This window comes from Thermomonospora sp. CIF 1 (assembly GCF_001896795.1).
Classification (GTDB): Bacteria; Actinomycetota; Actinomycetes; order Streptosporangiales; family Streptosporangiaceae; genus Thermomonospora; species Thermomonospora curvata.
This window is the reverse complement of sequence record NZ_MOYN02000002.1, coordinates 60171-77959: the sequence shown is the minus strand read 5'-3', so window position 1 is coordinate 77959 and position 17789 is coordinate 60171. Positions and strand designations below refer to the sequence as shown.

Genomic DNA, 17789 nt, shown 5'->3' with positions numbered 1-17789 from the left:
GGAGACTGCGATGACCACCGGTGCGGCGAGCGAGCGCATCGAACTGGAGATCGGCGGCATGACCTGCGCGTCGTGCGCCAACCGGATCGAACGCAAGCTGAACAAACTCCCCGGGGTCAGCGCGACGGTCAACTACGCGACCGAGAAGGCCACGATCAGCGCGCCCGGCGACATCACCGTCGAGGAGCTGATCGCCGTCGTCGAAAAGGCCGGCTACACCGCCGCGCTCCCCGAACCCCCGGCCGAACCCGAACGCCCCGCCGAGCCCGACGAGCTGCGCCCCCTGCGGCAGCGGCTGATCACCGCGATCGCGCTGTCGGTCCCGGTGATCGCGATGGCGATGATCCCGGCGCTGCAGTTCCGGTACTGGCAGTGGCTGTCGCTCACACTGGCCGCGCCCGTGGTGGTCTACGCCGGCTGGCCCTTCCACCGCGCCGCCCTGATCAACCTGCGGCACGGCACGGCCACCATGGACACCCTGATCTCGATGGGCACCCTGGCGGCGTTCGGCTGGTCGCTGTGGGCGCTGTTCTTCGGCGAGGCGGGCATGCCCGGCCTGCGGCACGACTTCACGCTCGCCCTCACCCGCGGCGACGGCGCGATGGCCATCTACCTGGAGACCGCCGCCGGGGTGACCATGTTCATCCTGGCCGGCCGCTACTTCGAGGCCCGCGCCAAGCGCCGGGCCGGCGCCGCCCTGCGCGCCCTGCTGGAACTGGGCGCCAAGGACGTGACCGTGCTGCGCGGCGAGCGAACCGAACGCATCCCCGTCGAGCGGCTCAAGGTGGGCGATGCGTTCCTGGTGCGTCCCGGCGAGAAGATCGCCACCGACGGGGAGGTGATCGAAGGCTCCTCGGCGGTGGACGTCTCCATGCTGACCGGCGAGTCCGTCCCGGTGGAGGTCGGTCCCGGCGACGCGGTCACCGGCGCCACCGTCAACGTCGGCGGGCGGCTGGTGGTGCGGGCCACCCGCGTGGGCGCCGACACCCGGCTCGCCCAGATCGCCCGCCTGGTGCAGCAGGCCCAAAGCGGCAAGGCCCGGGTGCAGCGGCTGGCCGACCGGATCTCCGGCGTCTTCGTGCCCGTCGTGATCGCCCTGGCGCTGGCCACCCTGATCTACTGGCTGGCCGCCGGAGCCGGTGCCACCGCCGCGTTCACCGCCGCGGTGGCCGTGCTGATCATCGCCTGCCCGTGCGCGCTGGGCCTGGCCACCCCCACCGCGCTGATGGTCGGGACGGGCCGGGGCGCCCAGCTCGGCATCCTGATCAAGGGCCCGGAGGTGCTGGAGTCCACCCGCGCGATCGACACCGTCGTGCTGGACAAGACCGGCACCGTCACCACCGGCAAGATGGCCCTGGTCGAGGTGATCCCCGCCGACGGGGTGGACGCCGGGCAGGCGCTGCGCCTGGCCGGGGCGCTGGAGAGCGCCTCCGAGCACCCCATCGCCCGGGCCATCGCCGCCGGGGCCGCCGAACGCACCGGAGCGCTGCCGAAGGTCACCGAGTTCGGCAACGTCGCGGGCCTGGGCGTACAGGGCGTGGTGGACGGCCACGCCGTGGTGGTGGGCCGGCCCCGCCTGCTGGCCGAGTGGTCCCTCGCCCTGCCCGCCGAGCTGGAGCAGGCCATGGCCGAGGCGCAGGCCCGGGGCCGCACCGCCGTCGCGGTCGGCTGGGACGGCGCCGCCCGCGCGGTGCTGACCGTGGCCGACCAGATCAAGCCCACCTCGGCCGAGGCCGTCGCCCGCCTGCGCGAGCTGGGGCTGCGTCCGGTCCTGCTGACCGGCGACAACGAGCCGGCGGCCCGGGCGGTCGCCGAGGCGGTCGGCATCGACGAGGTCATCGCCGAGGTGCTGCCCGCCGGCAAGGTGGAGGTCGTCAAGCGCCTGCAGGCCCAGGGCCGCACGGTGGCGATGGTCGGCGACGGGGTCAACGACGCCGCCGCCCTGGCCCAGGCCGACCTGGGGCTGGCGATGGGCACCGGCACCGATGCGGCGATCGAGGCCGGCGACCTGACGCTGGTGCGCGGCGACCTGCGGGCCGCCGCCGACGCCATCCGCCTGTCGCGGCGCACCCTGGCCACCATCAAGGGCAACCTGTTCTGGGCCTTCGCCTACAACGTGGCCGCCCTGCCGCTGGCCGCCGCCGGCCTGCTCAGCCCGATGATCGCCGGTGCCGCCATGGCGTTCTCGTCGGTCTTCGTGGTCGGCAACAGCCTGCGGCTGCGCCGCTTCCGGCCGCTGTCCGGCACGGCGGGGCACGCCGCCGCGCCGGCCCCGGCCGCGCGGAAGACCCCCGTGGCCCCCTGACCGTCCCTCAGGGCAGCGGCACGTCCCAGAAGGCCAGCTCGTGCCGCATGCCCTCGAGGAACTTCCGTTCGGCCCGCTCGGGGTCGGGGGCCGCCTCATCGATCATCTCGGCGATCCGGCGGCCCAGTGCGGCAAAGCCCGGGTCCGCGTAGGTGTCCACCCAGCGCTTGTAGCGAGGTTCTGCCGGAGGGTCGGCGGCGAGGATGCCGCCCAGCGTCGCATACCCCCACATGCAGGGGTACAGGGCGGCCAGGCCCTCGCCGTAGGAGGCGGCCGACTCCAGCAGGAAGGACGTGTACGCCGCGCAGGCCGGTCCCTTGCGGGCCCCCTCCAGGTCGGCTCCGAACTCGGCGGCCAGCGTGCGGTGCAGCGAAAGTTCCTCGTGAAACGTCGCGTGGGCCAGATCGACCAGGTCGCCCAGGTGCCCGTCCGGGGCCTGCCAGGCCAGCCTGGCGAACACCCGCACGTAGTCCAGCAGGAACAGGTAGTCCTGCTCCAGCCACGACCGGAACACCCGCTCGTCCAGGTCCCCTTTGGCGATCCCCTGGACGGTCGGATGCTTCAACTGCTCCTCGACCAGCGGACGGCCGATCTCCTCCAGATGCGCGGCCAGGCTCATATCCGAAGTCTCACACGAAGCAGGGGACAAATCGAAAATCGCCCGCAAGGTCCACTGACACACGGTAACGTCGCCGTCACAGCCCGGACCGCTGCCTACCATGGAACGGCCATGGCAATCGGCCGGTCCGGGAGGGCGGAGATGACACGGATGAACATCGACATCGACGAAGAGGCCCTCGCGGAGCTGATGGAGCTCCTTGAGACCGATGACCGCGACAAGGCGGTGAACCTGGCAGTGCAGGCGACGGCGGTGCGCGTCCGGCTGGCCAAGCCCGCGCAGCGGGAGTTGGCCGAACTCTTCGCCTCGGGAGCACTTGACCTGGAGGCATTGGAGCAGCCATGGCGGCAGAGGCATTCCTCGCGGACACCAGCGCATTCCACCGACTCGACGGAATCCCTGCCATAGCGCGGAACTGGGAAGACCAACTCAGAGCGGGCCTGGTCTCCGTCTGCCCGGTGACGGAGATCGAGATCTTCTATAGCGCCCGATCCAGTCGCGACTACGAACGCGTCAGCGCCCGACTGCGCGAGGTCTTCGGGTGGGTTCCCGTTCCTGAACGCGCTTTTCAGCGTGCCCTGGAAGTGCAGGAGGCAATGCTCGCACAAGGGACGCACCGCTCCGCAGGCCTGGCCGACCTGCTGCTGGCCGCCACGGCCGAGGAGTACCGGCTGACCGTGCTGCACGACGATAAGGACTTCGACTGCATCGCGGCGGTCACCGGGCAGCCGGTGCGGCGGGTGCTGGACTGACCTCTTTGCACCGTCTTTGCGCACCGTTTCCGCAGGTCGCCTATGGTGCCCGGCAGTCGGGGAAGATGCCGTGCCCCGGGGCGGTCACCGGCCGTCCCAGGGCACAGGCCCCTCCCGGATGACGGCTCGGCGAGATCTTTCCGCCTCGGGCGGGCGCGCGGCTCTCATGCATCGGCAGTCGTCAGGGCATGGGTGTCCGCATGCTGTTCAAGTACATGATCAACGCCCTGCCAAATGGGGGCCCGCCCCCATCCCGAATCGCCTCCCACCTGGTCAGACTGGGGATCGAGCCGACGAACGCGGCGGACGGAGCACCGGGAGGCACGCCTGAAAAAGCACGATCACAAGCGCGCGACCCCGCCCTCGTTCCCCCTGTGCCAGTGGTAGCCGCACGGGCGTGACTCTGCAGCAGCTCTACCAAGTGTTGCTGGCCGGCGGGGTGGTGCTGCTGGTCAGCTTGGCCGCGGCGCGCGCCGCCGCGCGCATCGGGCTGCCGAGCCTGCTGCTGTTCCTGGCGCTGGGCGTGCTGCTGGGGGAGGACGTGCTGGGCGTCCAGTTCGACGACGTCCAGCTGGCGCAGACGCTGTGCACGCTGGCGCTCGCGGTGATCCTGGTCGAGGGCGGTCTGACCACCCGCTGGTCGGATCTGCGCGGACTGCTCACCCCCTCGGGGGTGCTGGCCACCGTGGGAGTGGCGGTGAGCGTCCTGGTCACCGCCGCCGGAGCGCACCTGCTGCTGGGCATGGAGTGGCGGCTGGCGCTGCTGCTGGGCGCGGTCGTCTCCTCCACGGACGCGGCCGCGGTGTTCGCGGTGCTGCGGTCGCTGCCGCTGCCCCGGCGGCTGTCGGGAATCGTGGAGGCCGAGTCCGGCTTCAACGACGCCCCCACGGTGATCCTGGTGACGGTCTTCAGCACCACCGGTGCGCTGCCGTCCCCGCCCGGCGTCCTCGCCCAGGTGACCTACCAGCTCGTCGCCGGAATGGTCATCGGGCTGCTGGCCGGCTGGGCGGGCACCACCGCGCTGCGGCAGGTGGCGCTGCCGGCCTCCGGCCTGTACCCGCTGGCCACCGCGGGGGTGGGCATCGTGGCGTTCGCCGCCGCCGGTGTCGCGGGCGCCAGCGGCTTCATGGCCGCCTACCTGTGCGGGATCGTGCTGGGCAACGCGGTGCTGCCGCACCGGGCGGCGATCCGCTCCTTCGCCGAGGGGGCCGCCTGGCTCGCCCAGATCGGCCTGTTCATCTTGCTGGGCCTGCTGGTCGATCCCAGCGAGCTGCCCGGAGCGCTGCTGCCGGCGCTGGTGGTCGGGTCGGTGCTGCTGCTTGTGGCCCGCCCGATCTCGGTGGCGGTCTGCCTGATCCCGCTCAAGGTGCCCTGGCGCGAGCAGGCGTTCATCTCCTGGGCGGGGCTGCGCGGGGCGGTCCCCATCGTGCTGACGATCTTCCCGATCGTGGCGGACGTGCCGGGCAGCCGCGAGCTGCTGAACATCGTGTTCGTGCTGGTCGTGGTGTTCACCCTGGTCCAGGGGCCGACCCTGCCGGCGATGGCCCGGCACCTGGGGGTGACCCGCGCCGATCAGGCCCGCGAGCTGCAGGTGGAGGCGGCCCCGCTGGACCTGCTGGGCGCCGAGCTGCTGACCGTGACCGTCCCGAAGGGGTCCCGGCTGCACGGCGTGGAGATCGCCGAGCTGCGGCTGCCCGCTCCCTCGGCGATCACTTTGATCGTCCGGGACGGCGGCACCCTCGTGCCCACCGACACCACCCCGCTACTGGAAGGAGATGAGCTGCTCATCGTGACCACAAGCGCCACTCGTGAAGCCACCGAACGGCGGTTGCGCGCCGTCGGCCGCAAGGGCCGGCTCGCCCACTGGTACGGCGAGTACGGCGATCCCGACCCCGCCCCTACCTCTCCCACTTGATCGGAGCCGAGACCATGCACACGATTCCCGGCACCGGCACGGTGCACCACTACGAGACCCGCCGTGGGCATCGGCTCGGTGTGCTCATCGACCATGAGGGCCACCGCACGCTCATGATCTACAACGGGGAGGACCCGGACTCCCCGCGGCACACCATCGAGCTGGACCGCGACGAGGCCGACCAGCTCGCCCAGCTCCTGCAGGACCCTCCGATCGTCGACCGGATCACCGAGCTGGAGCGCCGCCTGGCGGCCTTGGAGAAACGGCTCACCTCCCAAAGGCGCTGACCCGCGCCGCCCGGAGCATCCCGGTGAGCGATGCTCCCCACAACGGGAACGCCCAAAGAAACCGCCCTCCGCAGGGCGCGAACGCATGCGGCCTCCCTTCGCCGGAGGCCGCCCGGACCTCAACCGGCATCGGCCCGCACCCCCGGCCTCCCGGAAAGGGGGTGCGGGCCGATGCCCGGCAACCTCGGAAGGGTCACTTGGACGACGTCGGACGGCTGGTTCTCCGCCGGGGCGGCGGGGCCTCAGGTGACCTCTTTGGCCTCCTTGACGTCGTCCCGGGGTTCCTCGTCGCCGCTTTCGGTGCCGGAGGCGGCCTTCCCGGCCGCATCGTCGAGGGCGGGGGCCGGGACGGGGATCTCCGGCGGGAGGTCCTCGTCGATCTGCGCCTGCGGCTTGCCGCGGCCTTCGATCTTGCGGGCCAGCGGCTCGGCCAACCGGGCCAGCAGCGGGCTGGCGATGGCCAGGATCAGCACGTAGGCCGCGGCCAGCGCGCCCAGCCGCGGATCGACCCCGCCGGAGACGGCCAGGCCGGCGATGACGATGTTGAACTCGCCGCGCGGAGCCAGCGAGACGCCGGCGCGCAGCCGGCCCTTCAGGCCGACCCCGGCGCGGCGGGCCGCCAGCCAGCCCGTCCCGAGCTTGGTGGCGATGCCCAGCACGGCCAGCAGCGCCGCGATGCCCAGCACGGGGGGCAGGGTGGCCGGGTCGGTGTGCAGGCCGAAGAAGACGAAGAACACCGCCGCGAACAGGTCCTTGAGCGGGGTGATGATCTCGCGGGCGGTGTGCGCCAGCGGCCCCGACAGGGCGATGCCCACCAGGAAGGCGCCGACCGCGGCCGACACCTGCAGCTGCTGGGCCAGCCCGGCGACCAGCACGGTCAGCCCCAGCACCTTCAGCAGCAGCACCTCGTCGTTGGGGCTGGCGACGAAGCGTTCCACCGCCGTCCCGTACCGCAGGGCGATGAACAGGATCACCGCCACCGTCACCGCCGCGATGGCCAGGCTCTGGGCCCCGGCGGCCAGCCCGGCCCCGACCAGCACAGTGGTCAGGATGGGCAGGTAGACCGCCATCGTCAGGTCTTCGAAGACCAGCACCGACAGCACCGCGGGGGTTTCGCGGTTACCGAGCCAGCCCAGGTCTCCCATGACCTTGGCGGTGATGCCCGAGGAGGTCACGTAGGTGACGCCGCCGAGCGCGAGCGCCGCCACCGGGCCCCAGCCCATCAGCAGCGCCACGATCACGCCGGGGGCGGCGTTGAGCACCAGGTCCGCCAGGCCCACCGGGGCGGAGGTGCGCAGTGTGCCGACCAGTTCGTCGGCCGAGTACTCCAGCCCCAGGGTGAACAGCAGCAGGATGACTCCGACCTCGGCGCCCAGCGAGACGAACTCTTCGCTGTCGGTCAGCGGCAGGATCCCGCCGGACCCGAACGCCAGGCCCGCGATCAGGTACAGCGGGATGGCCGAGATGGAGAAACGCACGGCGATGGAGCCGAGCAGCCCCAGCGCCAGGATGATCGCACCGAGTTCTATGAGTTGGACGGCGACCGAATGCATCGATCACCCGTCCGAGAAGATACGGGCCACCGCAGCCGTACCCTCTCCGGTGCCGACGACGACGACCTTGTCACCGGCGGCGAACACGAAGTCGGGGCGTGGGCTGACGATCACCTGGGCGTCCCGGACCACCGCCACGATGGAGGCGCCGGTCCGGCTGCGGGCCTGAGTGGAGCCGAGGGTGCGGCCGTCGTAGGGGGAGCCCGCTGTTATCGGTATCTGCTCTGTGACCAGCCCTTCCACTTGCCGGTGCAGCTCGGCCAGCCGCTCCACCACCCGCTCGGTCCCCAGCAGTTCCGCCAGCACGTTCGCCTCCTCTGGAGTCAGTTTCACCATCACCACGCAGGTGTCGGGGTCTTCTTTGTCGTAGACGGCCAGGTCCCGCTGTCCATTGCGGTGTGAGACCACCCCGATCTGCCGCCCCCGGCGGGTGGTGAACACATGCTGCAGTCCGATGCCGGGCAGCGCCGTCCGTTCTACGTCCACTGTCTCTCCTTCCGAGCCGGGCCGATCATGTCTCGCCCGAGCGTCGGCCATGATTCCAGAGCCCGGTTCCGCCATGCCAACCAGCCCAAACCGGCTTCCGGCCGCCGTCGCACCAGGGCTCTGTGCAGCGGCCCCCGCATGAACCCCGACCGGTCCCCCGCCTGTGGCCGGGTGGACCCGCCCGGCCATTGGGCTGCTGCTTGAGAGTAATGACCTGGTCAAACAATTCAGCGAATGCAGTGGCGGCGCCGGGCGTGACATTGCACGGAAAGTACTTGCCACTTTGGAAAGTACTTTCTTAGAATCACATAGTCGCCGAAGAGCAAGGGGATGGTCATGCCGAACATCGACGCCGAGGCCGCCGGCGCCGCGCTCACCCGGGCCGAGACACTGCAGCGCCGGGTGCGCCGCCGCTCCCGCTGGTACGTCCGCTACCTGCAGATCTACGGCGCCGGGGCCTTCGTGGCGACCCTTCTGCTCGGGCTGGGCCCGCGCGGGGTCGCCGCGTCGGTCGCGGTGTGGGGCGCGGTCGTCGCCGCACTGTCGGCCTACGCCGTCCGCCAGCCGGTGAGCCGGCACGGGTTCGCCCGCCGGCACGCGATGATCATCGCCAGCTGGGCGGTTCTCTACGCCGCCGTGCTGATGCCCGGCGTCCTCTGGTTCGAGGGCGAGCTCCTGTGGTGGCTGCCCGGTGCGGTGGTGGTCTCCCTGCCCGCCTTCCTCGGCGCCCGTCTGGAGGGACGGCGATGAACCACCCCCGGCACCGGCTCGACGAGGTCATCCACGCGCCCGTGCGCTTTGCGGTCATGGCGACGCTGGCCGCCGCGGACCGGGCCGAGTTCGCCTTCGTCCGCGACACCGTCGAGATCACCGACTCGGCGCTGTCCAAGCAGGTCTCCACCCTGGAGAAGGCCGGCTACGTCAAGGTCACCAAGGGATATGTGGGCAAGCGCCCCCGCACCTGGCTCTCCCTCACCCCCGCCGGACGCTCCGCCTTCGCCTCCCACTGCGCCGCCTTGCGCGAGATCGTCGACAGCGCCTTGAGCCCACCGGCATAGCGGCCGGTCCTTTTCGGGAGGCGTGCCGTCATTTGATCGGAACGACTTTGGACGCGGGCAAGGGCTGTGGCGCCGGAGTCGTGAGGACCGACTGGTAGACCTTCAGCACGCGCCGGGCCAGGCGGTCCCAGGTGTGGCCGCGGACCCGGCGGCGGGCGCGGCCGGCCATGGCGGCGGCCAGCCCGGGATCGCCCAGCAGCCGGCGCAGCGCGTCCGCCAGGCGGGCCGGGGAGCCGGGCGGCACCAGCAGCCCGCTGCGGCCGTGCTCGATCAGCTCGGGGATGCCGCCGACCTGGGTGGCCACCACGGGGACGCCGCAGTGCATGGCCTCCGGCAGGATCGAGCCGAACTCTTCACAGCGGGACGGCAGCACCACCGCATCCAGCGTGCGCAGGACGGCCGGGATCTGGTCGTGGGACAGGGCGCCCAGGAAGGTGACGCGTTCGGCGATCCCCAGCCGGCCGGCCAGCCGCCGCAGCCGGGGCCGCTGCGGCCCGTCCCCGACGATGAGCAGGCGCCCGCCGTCGCCGCCCAGCAGCGCGAAGGCCCGCAGCAGGACGTCGACGCTCTTGTGGGCCTGCAGCCTGCCCACATAGCCGAGCCTGGGACGCACCGCATCGCCGTCCGGCATCCGCCATGTCCGCGCCGGCGATCGCGCGGTGAACTCGGGACCGAGCCCGGAGGGGATGACGTGAACGGCGTCGCCGGGCAGCAGGTCGCGCAGCCGCTCGGTCAGCGTGATCACCGCGTCCGCGTGTTCCAGCAGGCGCCGCTCCAGCGCTCCGCCGACGGTTTTCAGCAGCAGCGACCGGGGCCCGCTCACCCGCAGCGTGTGCTGCAGGCTGTGGTGAACGGTCACCACCAGCGGCGCCCCGGCGCACGCCGCGGTGCGCAGGGCCAGCGGCATGACGACCGGGTCCTCGCCCAGGTGCGCGTGGACCAGGTCCACGCCCCGTACCAGGGTCGGGGCCCGCCGCCAGGCCGCCGGGCCGTAGCAGTGGCGGGACAGCGGTCCCGACGCCCCCAGCCGCACCACCCGGCAGTGCCGTCCCAGCCTGGCGACCGCCGGCGCGGTCGGGGGACGGGTGGTGACCACGGTCTGCCGGACGCCCAGTTCGTCCAGGGCCCGGGTGAGCTGCGCGGTGTGGCTGTGCATGCCGCCGATCGGAGCGAAGCGCGCGCCGCGCCCCAGCAGGGCGGTGGCCGGGGGCTCGAACACCGGACACAGACGGAGCACATGCATGACGGCCTCACTCGGCAACCGTGGGCGCCCGCACGTGAGGCGATCGGTCAGGCACCCAGCGTGAAATCTCGGCCCGATGAGGTGCTGTTTTCCATGCCCCGTCTTCGTTGAAACCCGCCGGTGGGCCCGCCCCTCCTCAGGCGGCGGGGTCGATGCGCAGGTCGTGGGCGAGGCGGGCGGTCAGCTCGGCGTTCAGCCGGTAGGCGACCTTGACCTCCTCGATGATCCGCGCCCGCTCGGGCTCGTCCCAGGGCGCCTCGTCCAGGAGCTGCCGGTAGCGGTCCTTGAGGTGCTTGGGCTTTTCCGCGAAACGGTAGAAGCGCACGCCGTCGTCGTCGCTGAGGCCGTAGGTCCGCGTCACGAGAGTGGCGATGGCCTGCCCGCCGGACAGGTCGCCCAGGTAGCGGGTGTAGTGGTGGGCCACGAACCCGCCGGGCCAGTCGAAGCACACCTCGCGCAGCCGGTCGCAGTAGCGGCGGGTGGCGTCGTTGGCCTGCACGCGTTCGGCCCAGTCCGGCCCGTAGTAGAACTCCAGGTCGGCTTTCAGGGCCTCACGGCGGCGCAGCCCGGGAAGGTCGAACGAGGCGGCCACCGCGTCCCGTCGCATCCGGTCGGCGGCCTGCTCCAGCAGGTCGTAGACGAAGTAGAGCTGCCCGACCAGGGCGGCGTACTGCTCGCGGGCCAGCCGGCCGTCCAGCAGAGCGCTCATGTAGGCCGAGTGCTCGTTGTCACTGTGATCGGTGCGGGTGGCCGCCCGCAACCGGATCGAGAAACGTTCCAAAGTGCTCTCCGGGCGCGCTTCGCCCACTGGCCCCTCCCTTAGAAACCGCAGATCAAGCGAGTTTAGGTTAGCCTTGCCTAAGGATCTACGGAAGAGGTCTGATCATTTTTATCGGAACTTTCTGTCCGAATCGCCCGCCGATCCGGCGATGCGGACCGGCCGGACGCTGAAGAAACGACGACCGCGACCGGGTTACGGCGCCCCCGGCAACGGTAGAGGGGCCGTTCCCGGCGGGAAGACCCGGCCCCCTCCTCCGGAAGATCTCCAGCCGGCCGGGACGAGGACCCTGGCGGGCGCCCCCGTCCCGGCTCGCCGGCGACGGACGCTGTGCCCCCTCAAGCGCGCGGTCTCCGACGCCGGGAGCGGGCCCTGCCGGGGCCCGCACGCGACCTGCGGAGACGGCGCACCGAAAAGGTCTCAGTGCGAACGGTTCTGCTCCCGCGGGGGCAGCCCCAGCGCCTTGCGCGCCTCGTCGTACATCCGCACCACCTCGACCCGCACCTGGGAGCGTTCGGTCAGCCGCCTGCTCCAGGGGATGCGCACCGGGACGGTCCGCCCCTCCACCTCCACCGAGAAGTCCACGCCGTCGGCGTCCAGACCGGTCAGCACCGCGGCGGTGGCCTCGGGCTGCCCGCCCAGCGCCCGCACGATCAGCACCGAGTCCTCGGCGTGGTCGTCGTTCATGTGCCGGGCGATCGCCTCGACCACGTCCGGGGTGAACGGTTCCTGCTCCACGTCCTCATTCCTTCCTGGGGTTTCATCCGGCGGCCCGCTCGTCATCGCTCGGGGAGGATGACCGGACGGGCCGTGCGGGGATGCGGCAGCACCTCGATGCGGTGCCGGTAGACCTCGCTGAGCAGCGGCGCGGTGAGGACCTGTGCCGGCGGCCCGCAGGCCACCACGGCGCCGCCCGACAGCACCGCGACCCGGTCGGCGTAGGTGGCGGCCAGGTCCAGGTCGTGCACCACCGCCACGACCGCCCGGCCGGCGGCGGCCTGGGCGGTCAGCACCGTGAACACCAGCTCCTGGTGCCTGATGTCCAAGGCGGCGGTCGGCTCGTCCAGCAGCAGCGTCGCGGTGCGCTGGGCGAGCACCCGCGCCAGCGCCGCCCTCGCCTGCTCGCCGCCCGACAGCGCGGTGAAGGGCCGGTCGGCGAAGGCGTCGATGTCGGCCTCGCGCATGGCCTGCTGCACGGCCTCTTCGTCCTCCTCCTCCAGCGGGGTGCCGACCCACGGCGAGCGGCCCATCCGGACGATGTCGGCCACCGTGAAGGAGAACGCCACCGCATGGTGCTGGGGCAGCATGGCCCGGCGCATGGCCAGCTCGCGCGCCGTCCACGACTCCAGCGGACGGCCCGCGATCGTCACCCGGCCCTCGGCGGGCCGGATGTCCCCGCACAATGCTCCCAGCAGGGTGGACTTGCCCGCCCCGTTGGGGCCCACCAGCAGCAGCATCTCGCCGTGGCGGACCTCCAGGTCGATCCCCGACAGCACGGTGCGGCCCTCCCTGCGGACGGCCAGGCCGCGAGCGGACAGCGCCACCGTGCCCGGTGCGGCGGGCTCGGGCAGCCGCGGCCGACGGCGCAGCGCGATCATCCCCAGCCTCCCGACTTGCTGCGGGTGCGGCGGAGCAGCCAGAAGAAGAACGGGCCGCCCACCAGCGAGGTCAGCACCCCCAGCGGCAGCTCCTGGTAGGGGATGGAGGTGCGGGCGACCAGGTCGGCGGTGACCACCAGCACCGCCCCGCCCAGCGCGCTGGCCGGGATCAGCGTGCGGTGCCCCGGGCCGATCGCCATCCGGATCAGGTGCGGCACCACCAGCCCGACGAAGGCGATGATCCCGCTGAAGGCCACCGCCGCCGAGGTGGTCAACGCGATGATCACGATGCCGGTGAAGCGCAGCCGCTCCACGTCCACGCCCAGCTGCCGGGCCACCCGCTCGCCGAGCGCCAGCACATCCAGGCTGCGGGCGCAGGCGCAGGAGACGGCGATCCCGGCCAGCGCGCACGGCGCCACGGTCGCCACCGCCGGCCAGGTCGCCGAGGCCAGGCTGCCCAGCTGCCAGGAGGTGATGGAGCGCAGCGCGTCGCTGCTGGAGATGAACATCAGCAGGCCCAGCGCCGCGGTGGCGATGGCGTTCACCGCGATGCCGGTGAGCAGCAAGGTGACCACCTCGGTCCGTCCCCCCTGCCGGGACATCGCATAGACCAGCAGCGTGGTGAGCATCCCGGCCGCGAAGGCGGCCAGCACGACCGTCCAGTTGCCCAACGCGTTCAGGCCGAACACGATCACCGTGGCCGCGCCCACCGCCGCGCCCCAGGAGACCCCGATGACGCCGGGCTCGGCCAGCGGGTTGCCGAACACCCCCTGCATCACCGCGCCCGAGCAGGCCAGTGCCGCCCCGGTGACCGCGGCCAGCGCAACGCGCGGAAAGCGCACCACCCACAGCGCGTTCTCGGCCTGCGGCCCGGACGGCAGCGGCCCGATGTCCAGCCCGAGCCGGTGCGCGATGGACCCCAGCACCTCTGCCGGCGGAATGTTGACCTGCCCCAGGCTCGCCGCCACGACGATCATCGCGCCGAGCGCGACCGCCAGCACGGCGATCAGCAGCCCGCCGCGCAGCACGCCCCCCTTGGCCGCGGCGACCTGCGCCTGCTGCGCCCGCCCGCCCTTTTCCGTCGCCGGCCCGGCCGCGGGCGCGACCGTTCCCTTCGAAAGACGTCCCGGCTCCACGCCGTTCACGACCTCACCCCCCACGGCCCGGCCGGACGCGTCCGCGACCGGGCCGCCTGAAACCCCGCTCATGGCCCGTTCGGGCGTTCTCGGCCCCGAGTTCTGCAAGGCACCCGCCGGCCCCGCGCCGTCCACCGCCCGGACGGACGGCTTGGCGGCCGGCTCTCCGGTGGCGTCCGCGCCCTCCGCGGGCCCGGGCATCGTCGATGGACGCGACATCACGACTCACAGGGCCGGTAGACGGCGTCGGCCAGGGCCTTGATGGTCTTGCCGGTGCGGGTGCCGAAGGTCAGCAGCGTGCCGTCGTCGGCGTCCACGATCCGGCGGTTGCGGCCGGCCGGGGTCTGCGCGATGCCGGGCAGCTTGACCAGGCCGTCCACGCCGCCGACCGACTTCAGCCCGGCGGTCAGCACCAAGATCACATCGGGTGCGGCGTTGATCATGCCTTCGCTGGTCAGCGGCCGGAACTCGGTCAGCCCGGCGGCCGACCCGGCGTCGACGGCGCCGATCGCCTCGATCAGCGCGTCCGAGCCGGCGCCCCGCCCGCCGATCAGGTAGACCCCGGCGGTGCCGCGCAGGTACAAGAACGCCACCCGCAGCGGCTCACCGCCGGACGGGGCCTGCTTTCTGGCCGACTCGATCTCCTCATCGACCCGCTTTTTGAGCTTCTGGCCGGCCTCCGGGACGCCCAGCGCGGCGGCGACCTCGGTGATGTGCTCGCCGACGGCCGGCAGGGTCTGCTCGTCGCCGATCAGGACGACCGGGATGCCCGAGGCGCGCAGCTGGTCCAGGACCTCGGCCGGCCCGATCCCGGCGTCGGTGAGCACCACGGTGGGGTTCAGCCGCAAGATGGCCTCGGCCGACAGGTCGTGCCCGTTGACGGTCACCAGCGGCAGGTCGCGGGCGGCGGCGAAGGTGGTGGAGGCGTCCCGGCCGACCAGCCGGTCCCCCAGGCCCAGGCTGAAGACGATCTCGGCGATCGAGCCGTACATGTTGACCGCCAGGATGCGGTCGGCGCTGCGCACGGTGACCTTGCGGCCGTCGGCGGACTTCACCGTGACCGGCAGCTTGGGAGTGGGCGCAGGCTCGATCGGGTCCGGCTCGTAGGAGACCTTCATCGACGACGGCCCGCACCCGGCCGCCGGGTCCTGGCCGCCGCCGGCGGCGGGCGCGGTGCCCGCCGCGCATCCGCTCAGCCCCAGCCCGGCCAGCAGGGCGAGTGCCACGACGGCGCGCGCTCTCCTTCGGCCGCCGCTCCCGCGCAGCGGCCCACGGCTCACCGGTCGCCCCCGGCGCCGCCGTCCGCCGGAGCGGCCGCCGCGGCGCGAGAGCGACGACGGATCAGCAGCGCCCCGCCCGCGACCGCGATGACGGCGACGGCCGCCGCGCCGCCCGCGATCAGCGGCACCGGCAGGCCGCCCTCGTCGAAGGCGATGGGGATGCGCACGTCCTGGGTGCGGTCGCCGCTGCGGGTGTGGTCGGCGCGGGTGGCCACCACGCACTTGGTCTTGGTGCAGTCCACCTCGTCGGAGATCTTGGGCGATACGTTGATGGTGACCTCGAACGAGCCGCCCGGCCCGTACGGGACGACCAGGCTCTTGCCGTAGGGCGGCGGGTTGGACGACACCCACACCGAGCCGCCGGTGCTGCCGGAGGTGTCGGCGCCGCCGCCGCACGGCGAGGGGGCCTTGTCGGGGCCGTTGTCCTTGCAGAAGGCCACGTAGATGCCCTTGTTCGGGTCATACCCCCGGCCGGTCACGGTGATCTTCTCGCCGTCGGGGGACAGGCCGGCGGCCTTGGAGACCGTGAGGGTCTGCCCCTGGGGCCCGGTGACCGAGGAGCCGTCGGCGTTGGCGAGTGGCGCTGTCCATACACTCAGGCCCAAGACGCCTACTGTGATGGAGGTCGCGAACGTTTTCATTGTCCATCCAGCCGTCGTAGCGTTTGATGTCGCGTGTCCTCTTTACGTTGGATGGACCAATACCTTAGCTTAGGCATGCCTAATCTGATTTAGGTGAGGCTTACCTAAGGAGGATCGTCATGGGCCGGCTCCAGCGTGCCCTCGCCGCGGCCACGATGGTGGCCGTCACGGGCACGGGCCTGCTCGCCCTGGCCGAGCCCGCCGCCGCAGCCTCCCTGCGCGTTTCCCCATCAACGGGGCTCGACCCCAACGGACAGACCATATCGGTCTCAGGTTCGGGGTTCGATCCCAACCGCAACAACAAGTTCGGCGTGTACGTGGTGTTCGGCCCCCGCCGGGCCGACTACTACACCAACTCCGGCAACTACGGGGCCGCGCTGTGGGTGCACCCGGGCGGTGCGGGCAGCGGCCAGGCCCGCATGAGCCCGTCTGGAACGTTCTCAGTCAGCCTGACGGTGAAGGCCCGCTACACCGACAGCAGCGGCCGTGCCGTGGACTGCACCCGCACCCGCTGCTACGTGATGACCTTCGCCGCCCACGGGGTGCCCGACCGCAGCCAGGACACCCTCATCCCGGTGTCCTTCAAGGGCTCGGACTCCCCGAACCCGGGAGGCTCCGACCCGGACAACCCCGGCTCCGGCGGCTCGGGTTCCGGCGGCTCCACCGGGCCGGGCGGCGGGTCGAGCGCCTCCCCTTCCACCGGCGCCCTGACCGGTTCCAGCGCCTCCCCCCTGCCGTCCCCGGGCATGGCGGCGCCGGCGGCGGGGGCCGCCGGAGCGGCCACGCCGCTGGCCGTCCAGCCGTTCCGGCAGACCGCCTCCGGACCGCCCGCCCAATCCCCCTGGCCGTTCTGGCTGACGACCGCCGTGCTGGTGGCAGCCGGGCTCACCGCCCGGCGGCTCATCATCCGGCGCAGGCTCCGCCGGACCTGACCCTCCGGCCGACCCCGGCGGACCGGTGAGCCCACCGCGGGCGGCACGGCCCCGCCGCTCCCGCTCTCCCGGCCCGCCGACGCCACGACCGGCCGTCCGCCCGGCAGCGGCCCCGCATACCCCCGACTCCGGCATGACCGCATGCCGGTACCCCCCGTTAAGGAGAACCACATGAAGTTCAACCTCCGGCGGCTCACCCGCGCCACCGCCGTCGTGGCCGGCGCCGGGTTGCTCGGGCTCAGCCTGGCGGCCACCCCCGCCGCCGCGGCCGGCCCCTCGATCACCGTCACCCCGACCAGCGAGCTGAACCCCGACGGCCAGGACATCCGCGTCGTCGGCTCGGGCTTCGACCCCAACGCCAACAACGGCTTCGGCATCTACGTGTCCTTCGGCCCCAAGAACGGCGACCAGTGGTACCTGAACGCCAACGCCTTCCAGGCCACCAAGTGGGTGCACAAGAACGCCTCCGGCAGCCCCAGCCAGGCCAAGATGAACGCCGACGGCACCTTCGACATCACCCTCACGGGCATCAAGGCCCGCTACACCGACGGTGACGGCAACCAGGTCGACTGCCTGGTCACCCAGTGCTACATCCTCACCTTCGCCGCGCACGGCCTGCCCGACCGCAGCCAGGACACCGCCATCCCGGTGACGTTCGTCGGCGGCGACAACCCCGGTGGCGGCGACGACAACGGCGGCGGGCAGCCCCCGGCCGGCGACAGCAAGGACCAGGTGATCATCGCCAACGTCACCCGGACCGGCGCGCTGACCCTGTCGGTGGCCGGCACCGAGGTGACCCTCAGCGACGCCGCCCCCGGCGGCAACGCCACCGGCCGGCTCAACAAGGCCACCGTCACCGACGCCCGCGGCACCGACGCCGGCTGGAGCCTGGTCGGCCAGATGAGCGACCTGGCCTCCGCCGAGGGGGACATCATTCCCGCCGCCAACATGGGCTGGACCCCCACCGCCTCGGTGGTGAACGACGGCTCCAACGCCACGGTCACCCCGGGGCCGGCCGTCCGGGGCCTGGACGTGGCCCGTACCCTGGCCTCCTCGGAGGGCGGCAGCAGCGGCGGCGTCTTCGAGGCCGGCGCGGCGCTCGACCTGCTCATCCCGGCCGGTGTGGCCACCGGCACCTACACCGGCACCCTCACCCTGACCCTGTCCTGAAACCCCCGGCCGTGGCGCCGTCCCGGACGCCCGGGA

At 72.4% G+C, this 17789-nt stretch carries 19 protein-coding genes; 9 read left to right on the top strand and 10 right to left on the bottom strand.

The genetic code is table 11. The annotated features are described in order from the left end of the window. Positions 1–10: 10 nt before the first annotated feature. Positions 11–2305 carry a heavy metal translocating P-type ATPase gene (locus BUE48_RS00460; protein ID WP_012850482.1) on the top strand — a complete coding sequence of 765 codons (2295 nt, stop codon included), beginning with the start codon at positions 11–13 and terminating at the stop codon, positions 2303–2305. Positions 2306–2312: 7 nt separating this feature from the next. Here the strand turns inward: BUE48_RS00460 and BUE48_RS00455 are convergent, their stop codons facing one another. Further along, positions 2313–2924, bottom strand: a complete 612-nt coding sequence (locus BUE48_RS00455; RefSeq protein ID WP_012850481.1) for a TenA family protein — start codon at positions 2922–2924, stop codon at positions 2313–2315. A 150-nt stretch (positions 2925–3074) separates the two neighbouring features. On the opposite strand from BUE48_RS00455, the gene BUE48_RS00450 reads away from it, so the two are divergent. The 4 genes from BUE48_RS00450 to BUE48_RS00435 all read left to right on the top strand — a co-directional run bounded on the left by BUE48_RS00450 (position 3075) and on the right by BUE48_RS00435 (position 5878). Further along, positions 3075–3332: a hypothetical protein gene (locus BUE48_RS00450; protein WP_148232875.1), complete on the top strand. Its 258-nt coding sequence runs from the start codon at positions 3075–3077 to the stop codon at positions 3330–3332. Further along, positions 3266–3676: a PIN domain nuclease gene (locus BUE48_RS00445; RefSeq protein WP_012850479.1), complete on the top strand. Its 411-nt coding sequence runs from the start codon at positions 3266–3268 to the stop codon at positions 3674–3676. Before BUE48_RS00450 ends, BUE48_RS00445 begins: the two co-directional genes overlap by 67 nt. A gap of 397 nt (positions 3677–4073) precedes the next feature. Further along, a complete protein-coding gene (locus BUE48_RS00440; protein WP_012850478.1) occupies positions 4074–5591 on the top strand; it encodes a potassium/proton antiporter in 1518 nt (505 codons plus the stop codon). A 14-nt stretch (positions 5592–5605) separates the two neighbouring features. Further along, on the top strand, positions 5606–5878 hold the full coding sequence (locus BUE48_RS00435; protein WP_286988268.1) for a cation:proton antiporter regulatory subunit: 273 nt from the start codon (positions 5606–5608) through the stop codon (positions 5876–5878). Between the two features lie 242 nt (positions 5879–6120). Here the strand turns inward: BUE48_RS00435 and BUE48_RS00430 are convergent, their stop codons facing one another. Both BUE48_RS00430 and BUE48_RS00425 read right to left on the bottom strand, forming a co-directional pair. After that, positions 6121–7431, bottom strand: coding sequence for a cation:proton antiporter (locus BUE48_RS00430; RefSeq protein WP_286988266.1), 1311 nt, complete (start codon positions 7429–7431; stop codon positions 6121–6123). Between the two features lie 3 nt (positions 7432–7434). Next, complete coding sequence (locus BUE48_RS00425; protein ID WP_012850475.1) at positions 7435–7917, bottom strand: cation:proton antiporter regulatory subunit; 483 nt, start codon at positions 7915–7917, stop codon at positions 7435–7437. Positions 7918–8253: 336 nt separating this feature from the next. Here BUE48_RS00425 and BUE48_RS00420 point away from each other — a divergent pair, with 336 nt between their 5' ends. Both BUE48_RS00420 and BUE48_RS00415 read left to right on the top strand, forming a co-directional pair. Then, positions 8254–8667: a hypothetical protein gene (locus BUE48_RS00420; RefSeq protein WP_041440437.1), complete on the top strand. Its 414-nt coding sequence runs from the start codon at positions 8254–8256 to the stop codon at positions 8665–8667. Continuing rightward, complete coding sequence (locus tag BUE48_RS00415; protein ID WP_012850473.1) at positions 8664–8975, top strand: winged helix-turn-helix domain-containing protein; 312 nt, start codon at positions 8664–8666, stop codon at positions 8973–8975. Before BUE48_RS00420 ends, BUE48_RS00415 begins: the two co-directional genes overlap by 4 nt. A 28-nt stretch (positions 8976–9003) precedes the next feature. Here the strand turns inward: BUE48_RS00415 and BUE48_RS00410 are convergent, their stop codons facing one another. The 7 genes from BUE48_RS00410 to BUE48_RS00380 form a co-directional block, all read right to left on the bottom strand. Then, on the bottom strand, positions 9004–10218 hold the full coding sequence (locus tag BUE48_RS00410; protein WP_286988263.1) for a glycosyltransferase: 1215 nt from the start codon (positions 10216–10218) through the stop codon (positions 9004–9006). 136 nt (positions 10219–10354) lie between these two features. After that, positions 10355–11026, bottom strand: coding sequence for a biliverdin-producing heme oxygenase (locus BUE48_RS00405; RefSeq protein WP_012850471.1), 672 nt, complete (start codon positions 11024–11026; stop codon positions 10355–10357). A 390-nt stretch (positions 11027–11416) separates the two neighbouring features. Continuing rightward, a complete protein-coding gene (locus BUE48_RS00400) occupies positions 11417–11734 on the bottom strand; it encodes a DUF2470 domain-containing protein (RefSeq protein ID WP_012850470.1) in 318 nt (105 codons plus the stop codon). Between the two features lie 41 nt (positions 11735–11775). Next, positions 11776–12594 carry a heme ABC transporter ATP-binding protein gene (locus tag BUE48_RS00395; RefSeq protein WP_012850469.1) on the bottom strand — a complete coding sequence of 273 codons (819 nt, stop codon included), beginning with the start codon at positions 12592–12594 and terminating at the stop codon, positions 11776–11778. Then, positions 12591–13739 (bottom strand): FecCD family ABC transporter permease, encoded by a 1149-nt coding sequence (locus tag BUE48_RS00390; RefSeq protein WP_245536945.1) that lies wholly within the window; start codon positions 13737–13739, stop codon positions 12591–12593. The genes BUE48_RS00395 and BUE48_RS00390 overlap by 4 nt, the downstream gene beginning before the upstream one ends. Before the next feature lie 209 nt (positions 13740–13948). Further along, positions 13949–14956 carry a heme/hemin ABC transporter substrate-binding protein gene (locus BUE48_RS00385; protein WP_012850467.1) on the bottom strand — a complete coding sequence of 336 codons (1008 nt, stop codon included), beginning with the start codon at positions 14954–14956 and terminating at the stop codon, positions 13949–13951. Positions 14957–15006: 50 nt separating this feature from the next. Then, positions 15007–15615 (bottom strand): neocarzinostatin apoprotein domain-containing protein, encoded by a 609-nt coding sequence (locus BUE48_RS00380; protein ID WP_245536944.1) that lies wholly within the window; start codon positions 15613–15615, stop codon positions 15007–15009. Between the two features lie 155 nt (positions 15616–15770). Between BUE48_RS00380 and BUE48_RS00375 the strand changes: the two genes are divergently transcribed. Together BUE48_RS00375 and BUE48_RS00370 are read left to right on the top strand one after the other, a co-directional pair. Next, entirely contained in the window at positions 15771–16583 is an 813-nt protein-coding gene (locus tag BUE48_RS00375; protein ID WP_012850465.1) for a neocarzinostatin apoprotein domain-containing protein, read from the top strand. A 171-nt stretch (positions 16584–16754) separates the two neighbouring features. Then, complete coding sequence (locus BUE48_RS00370; protein WP_012850464.1) at positions 16755–17753, top strand: WxL domain-containing protein; 999 nt, start codon at positions 16755–16757, stop codon at positions 17751–17753. Positions 17754–17789: the final 36 nt, after the last annotated feature.

Excerpts from the sequence above, each read along its gene's own strand:
- BUE48_RS00460 (WP_012850482.1), top strand. The coding sequence starts at position 11 with ATGACCACCGGTGCGGCGAGCGAGCGCATCGAACTGGAGATCGGCGGC.
- BUE48_RS00455 (WP_012850481.1), bottom strand. The coding sequence starts at position 2,924 with ATGAGCCTGGCCGCGCATCTGGAGGAGATCGGCCGTCCGCTGGTCGAG.
- BUE48_RS00450 (WP_148232875.1), top strand. The coding sequence starts at position 3,075 with ATGAACATCGACATCGACGAAGAGGCCCTCGCGGAGCTGATGGAGCTC.
- BUE48_RS00445 (WP_012850479.1), top strand. The coding sequence starts at position 3,266 with ATGGCGGCAGAGGCATTCCTCGCGGACACCAGCGCATTCCACCGACTC.
- BUE48_RS00435 (WP_286988268.1), top strand. The coding sequence starts at position 5,606 with ATGCACACGATTCCCGGCACCGGCACGGTGCACCACTACGAGACCCGC.
- BUE48_RS00430 (WP_286988266.1), bottom strand. The coding sequence starts at position 7,431 with ATGCATTCGGTCGCCGTCCAACTCATAGAACTCGGTGCGATCATCCTG.
- BUE48_RS00420 (WP_041440437.1), top strand. The coding sequence starts at position 8,254 with ATGCCGAACATCGACGCCGAGGCCGCCGGCGCCGCGCTCACCCGGGCC.
- BUE48_RS00415 (WP_012850473.1), top strand. The coding sequence starts at position 8,664 with ATGAACCACCCCCGGCACCGGCTCGACGAGGTCATCCACGCGCCCGTG.
- BUE48_RS00410 (WP_286988263.1), bottom strand. The coding sequence starts at position 10,218 with ATGCATGTGCTCCGTCTGTGTCCGGTGTTCGAGCCCCCGGCCACCGCC.
- BUE48_RS00395 (WP_012850469.1), bottom strand. The coding sequence starts at position 12,594 with ATGATCGCGCTGCGCCGTCGGCCGCGGCTGCCCGAGCCCGCCGCACCG.
- BUE48_RS00375 (WP_012850465.1), top strand. The coding sequence starts at position 15,771 with ATGGGCCGGCTCCAGCGTGCCCTCGCCGCGGCCACGATGGTGGCCGTC.
- BUE48_RS00370 (WP_012850464.1), top strand. The coding sequence starts at position 16,755 with ATGAAGTTCAACCTCCGGCGGCTCACCCGCGCCACCGCCGTCGTGGCC.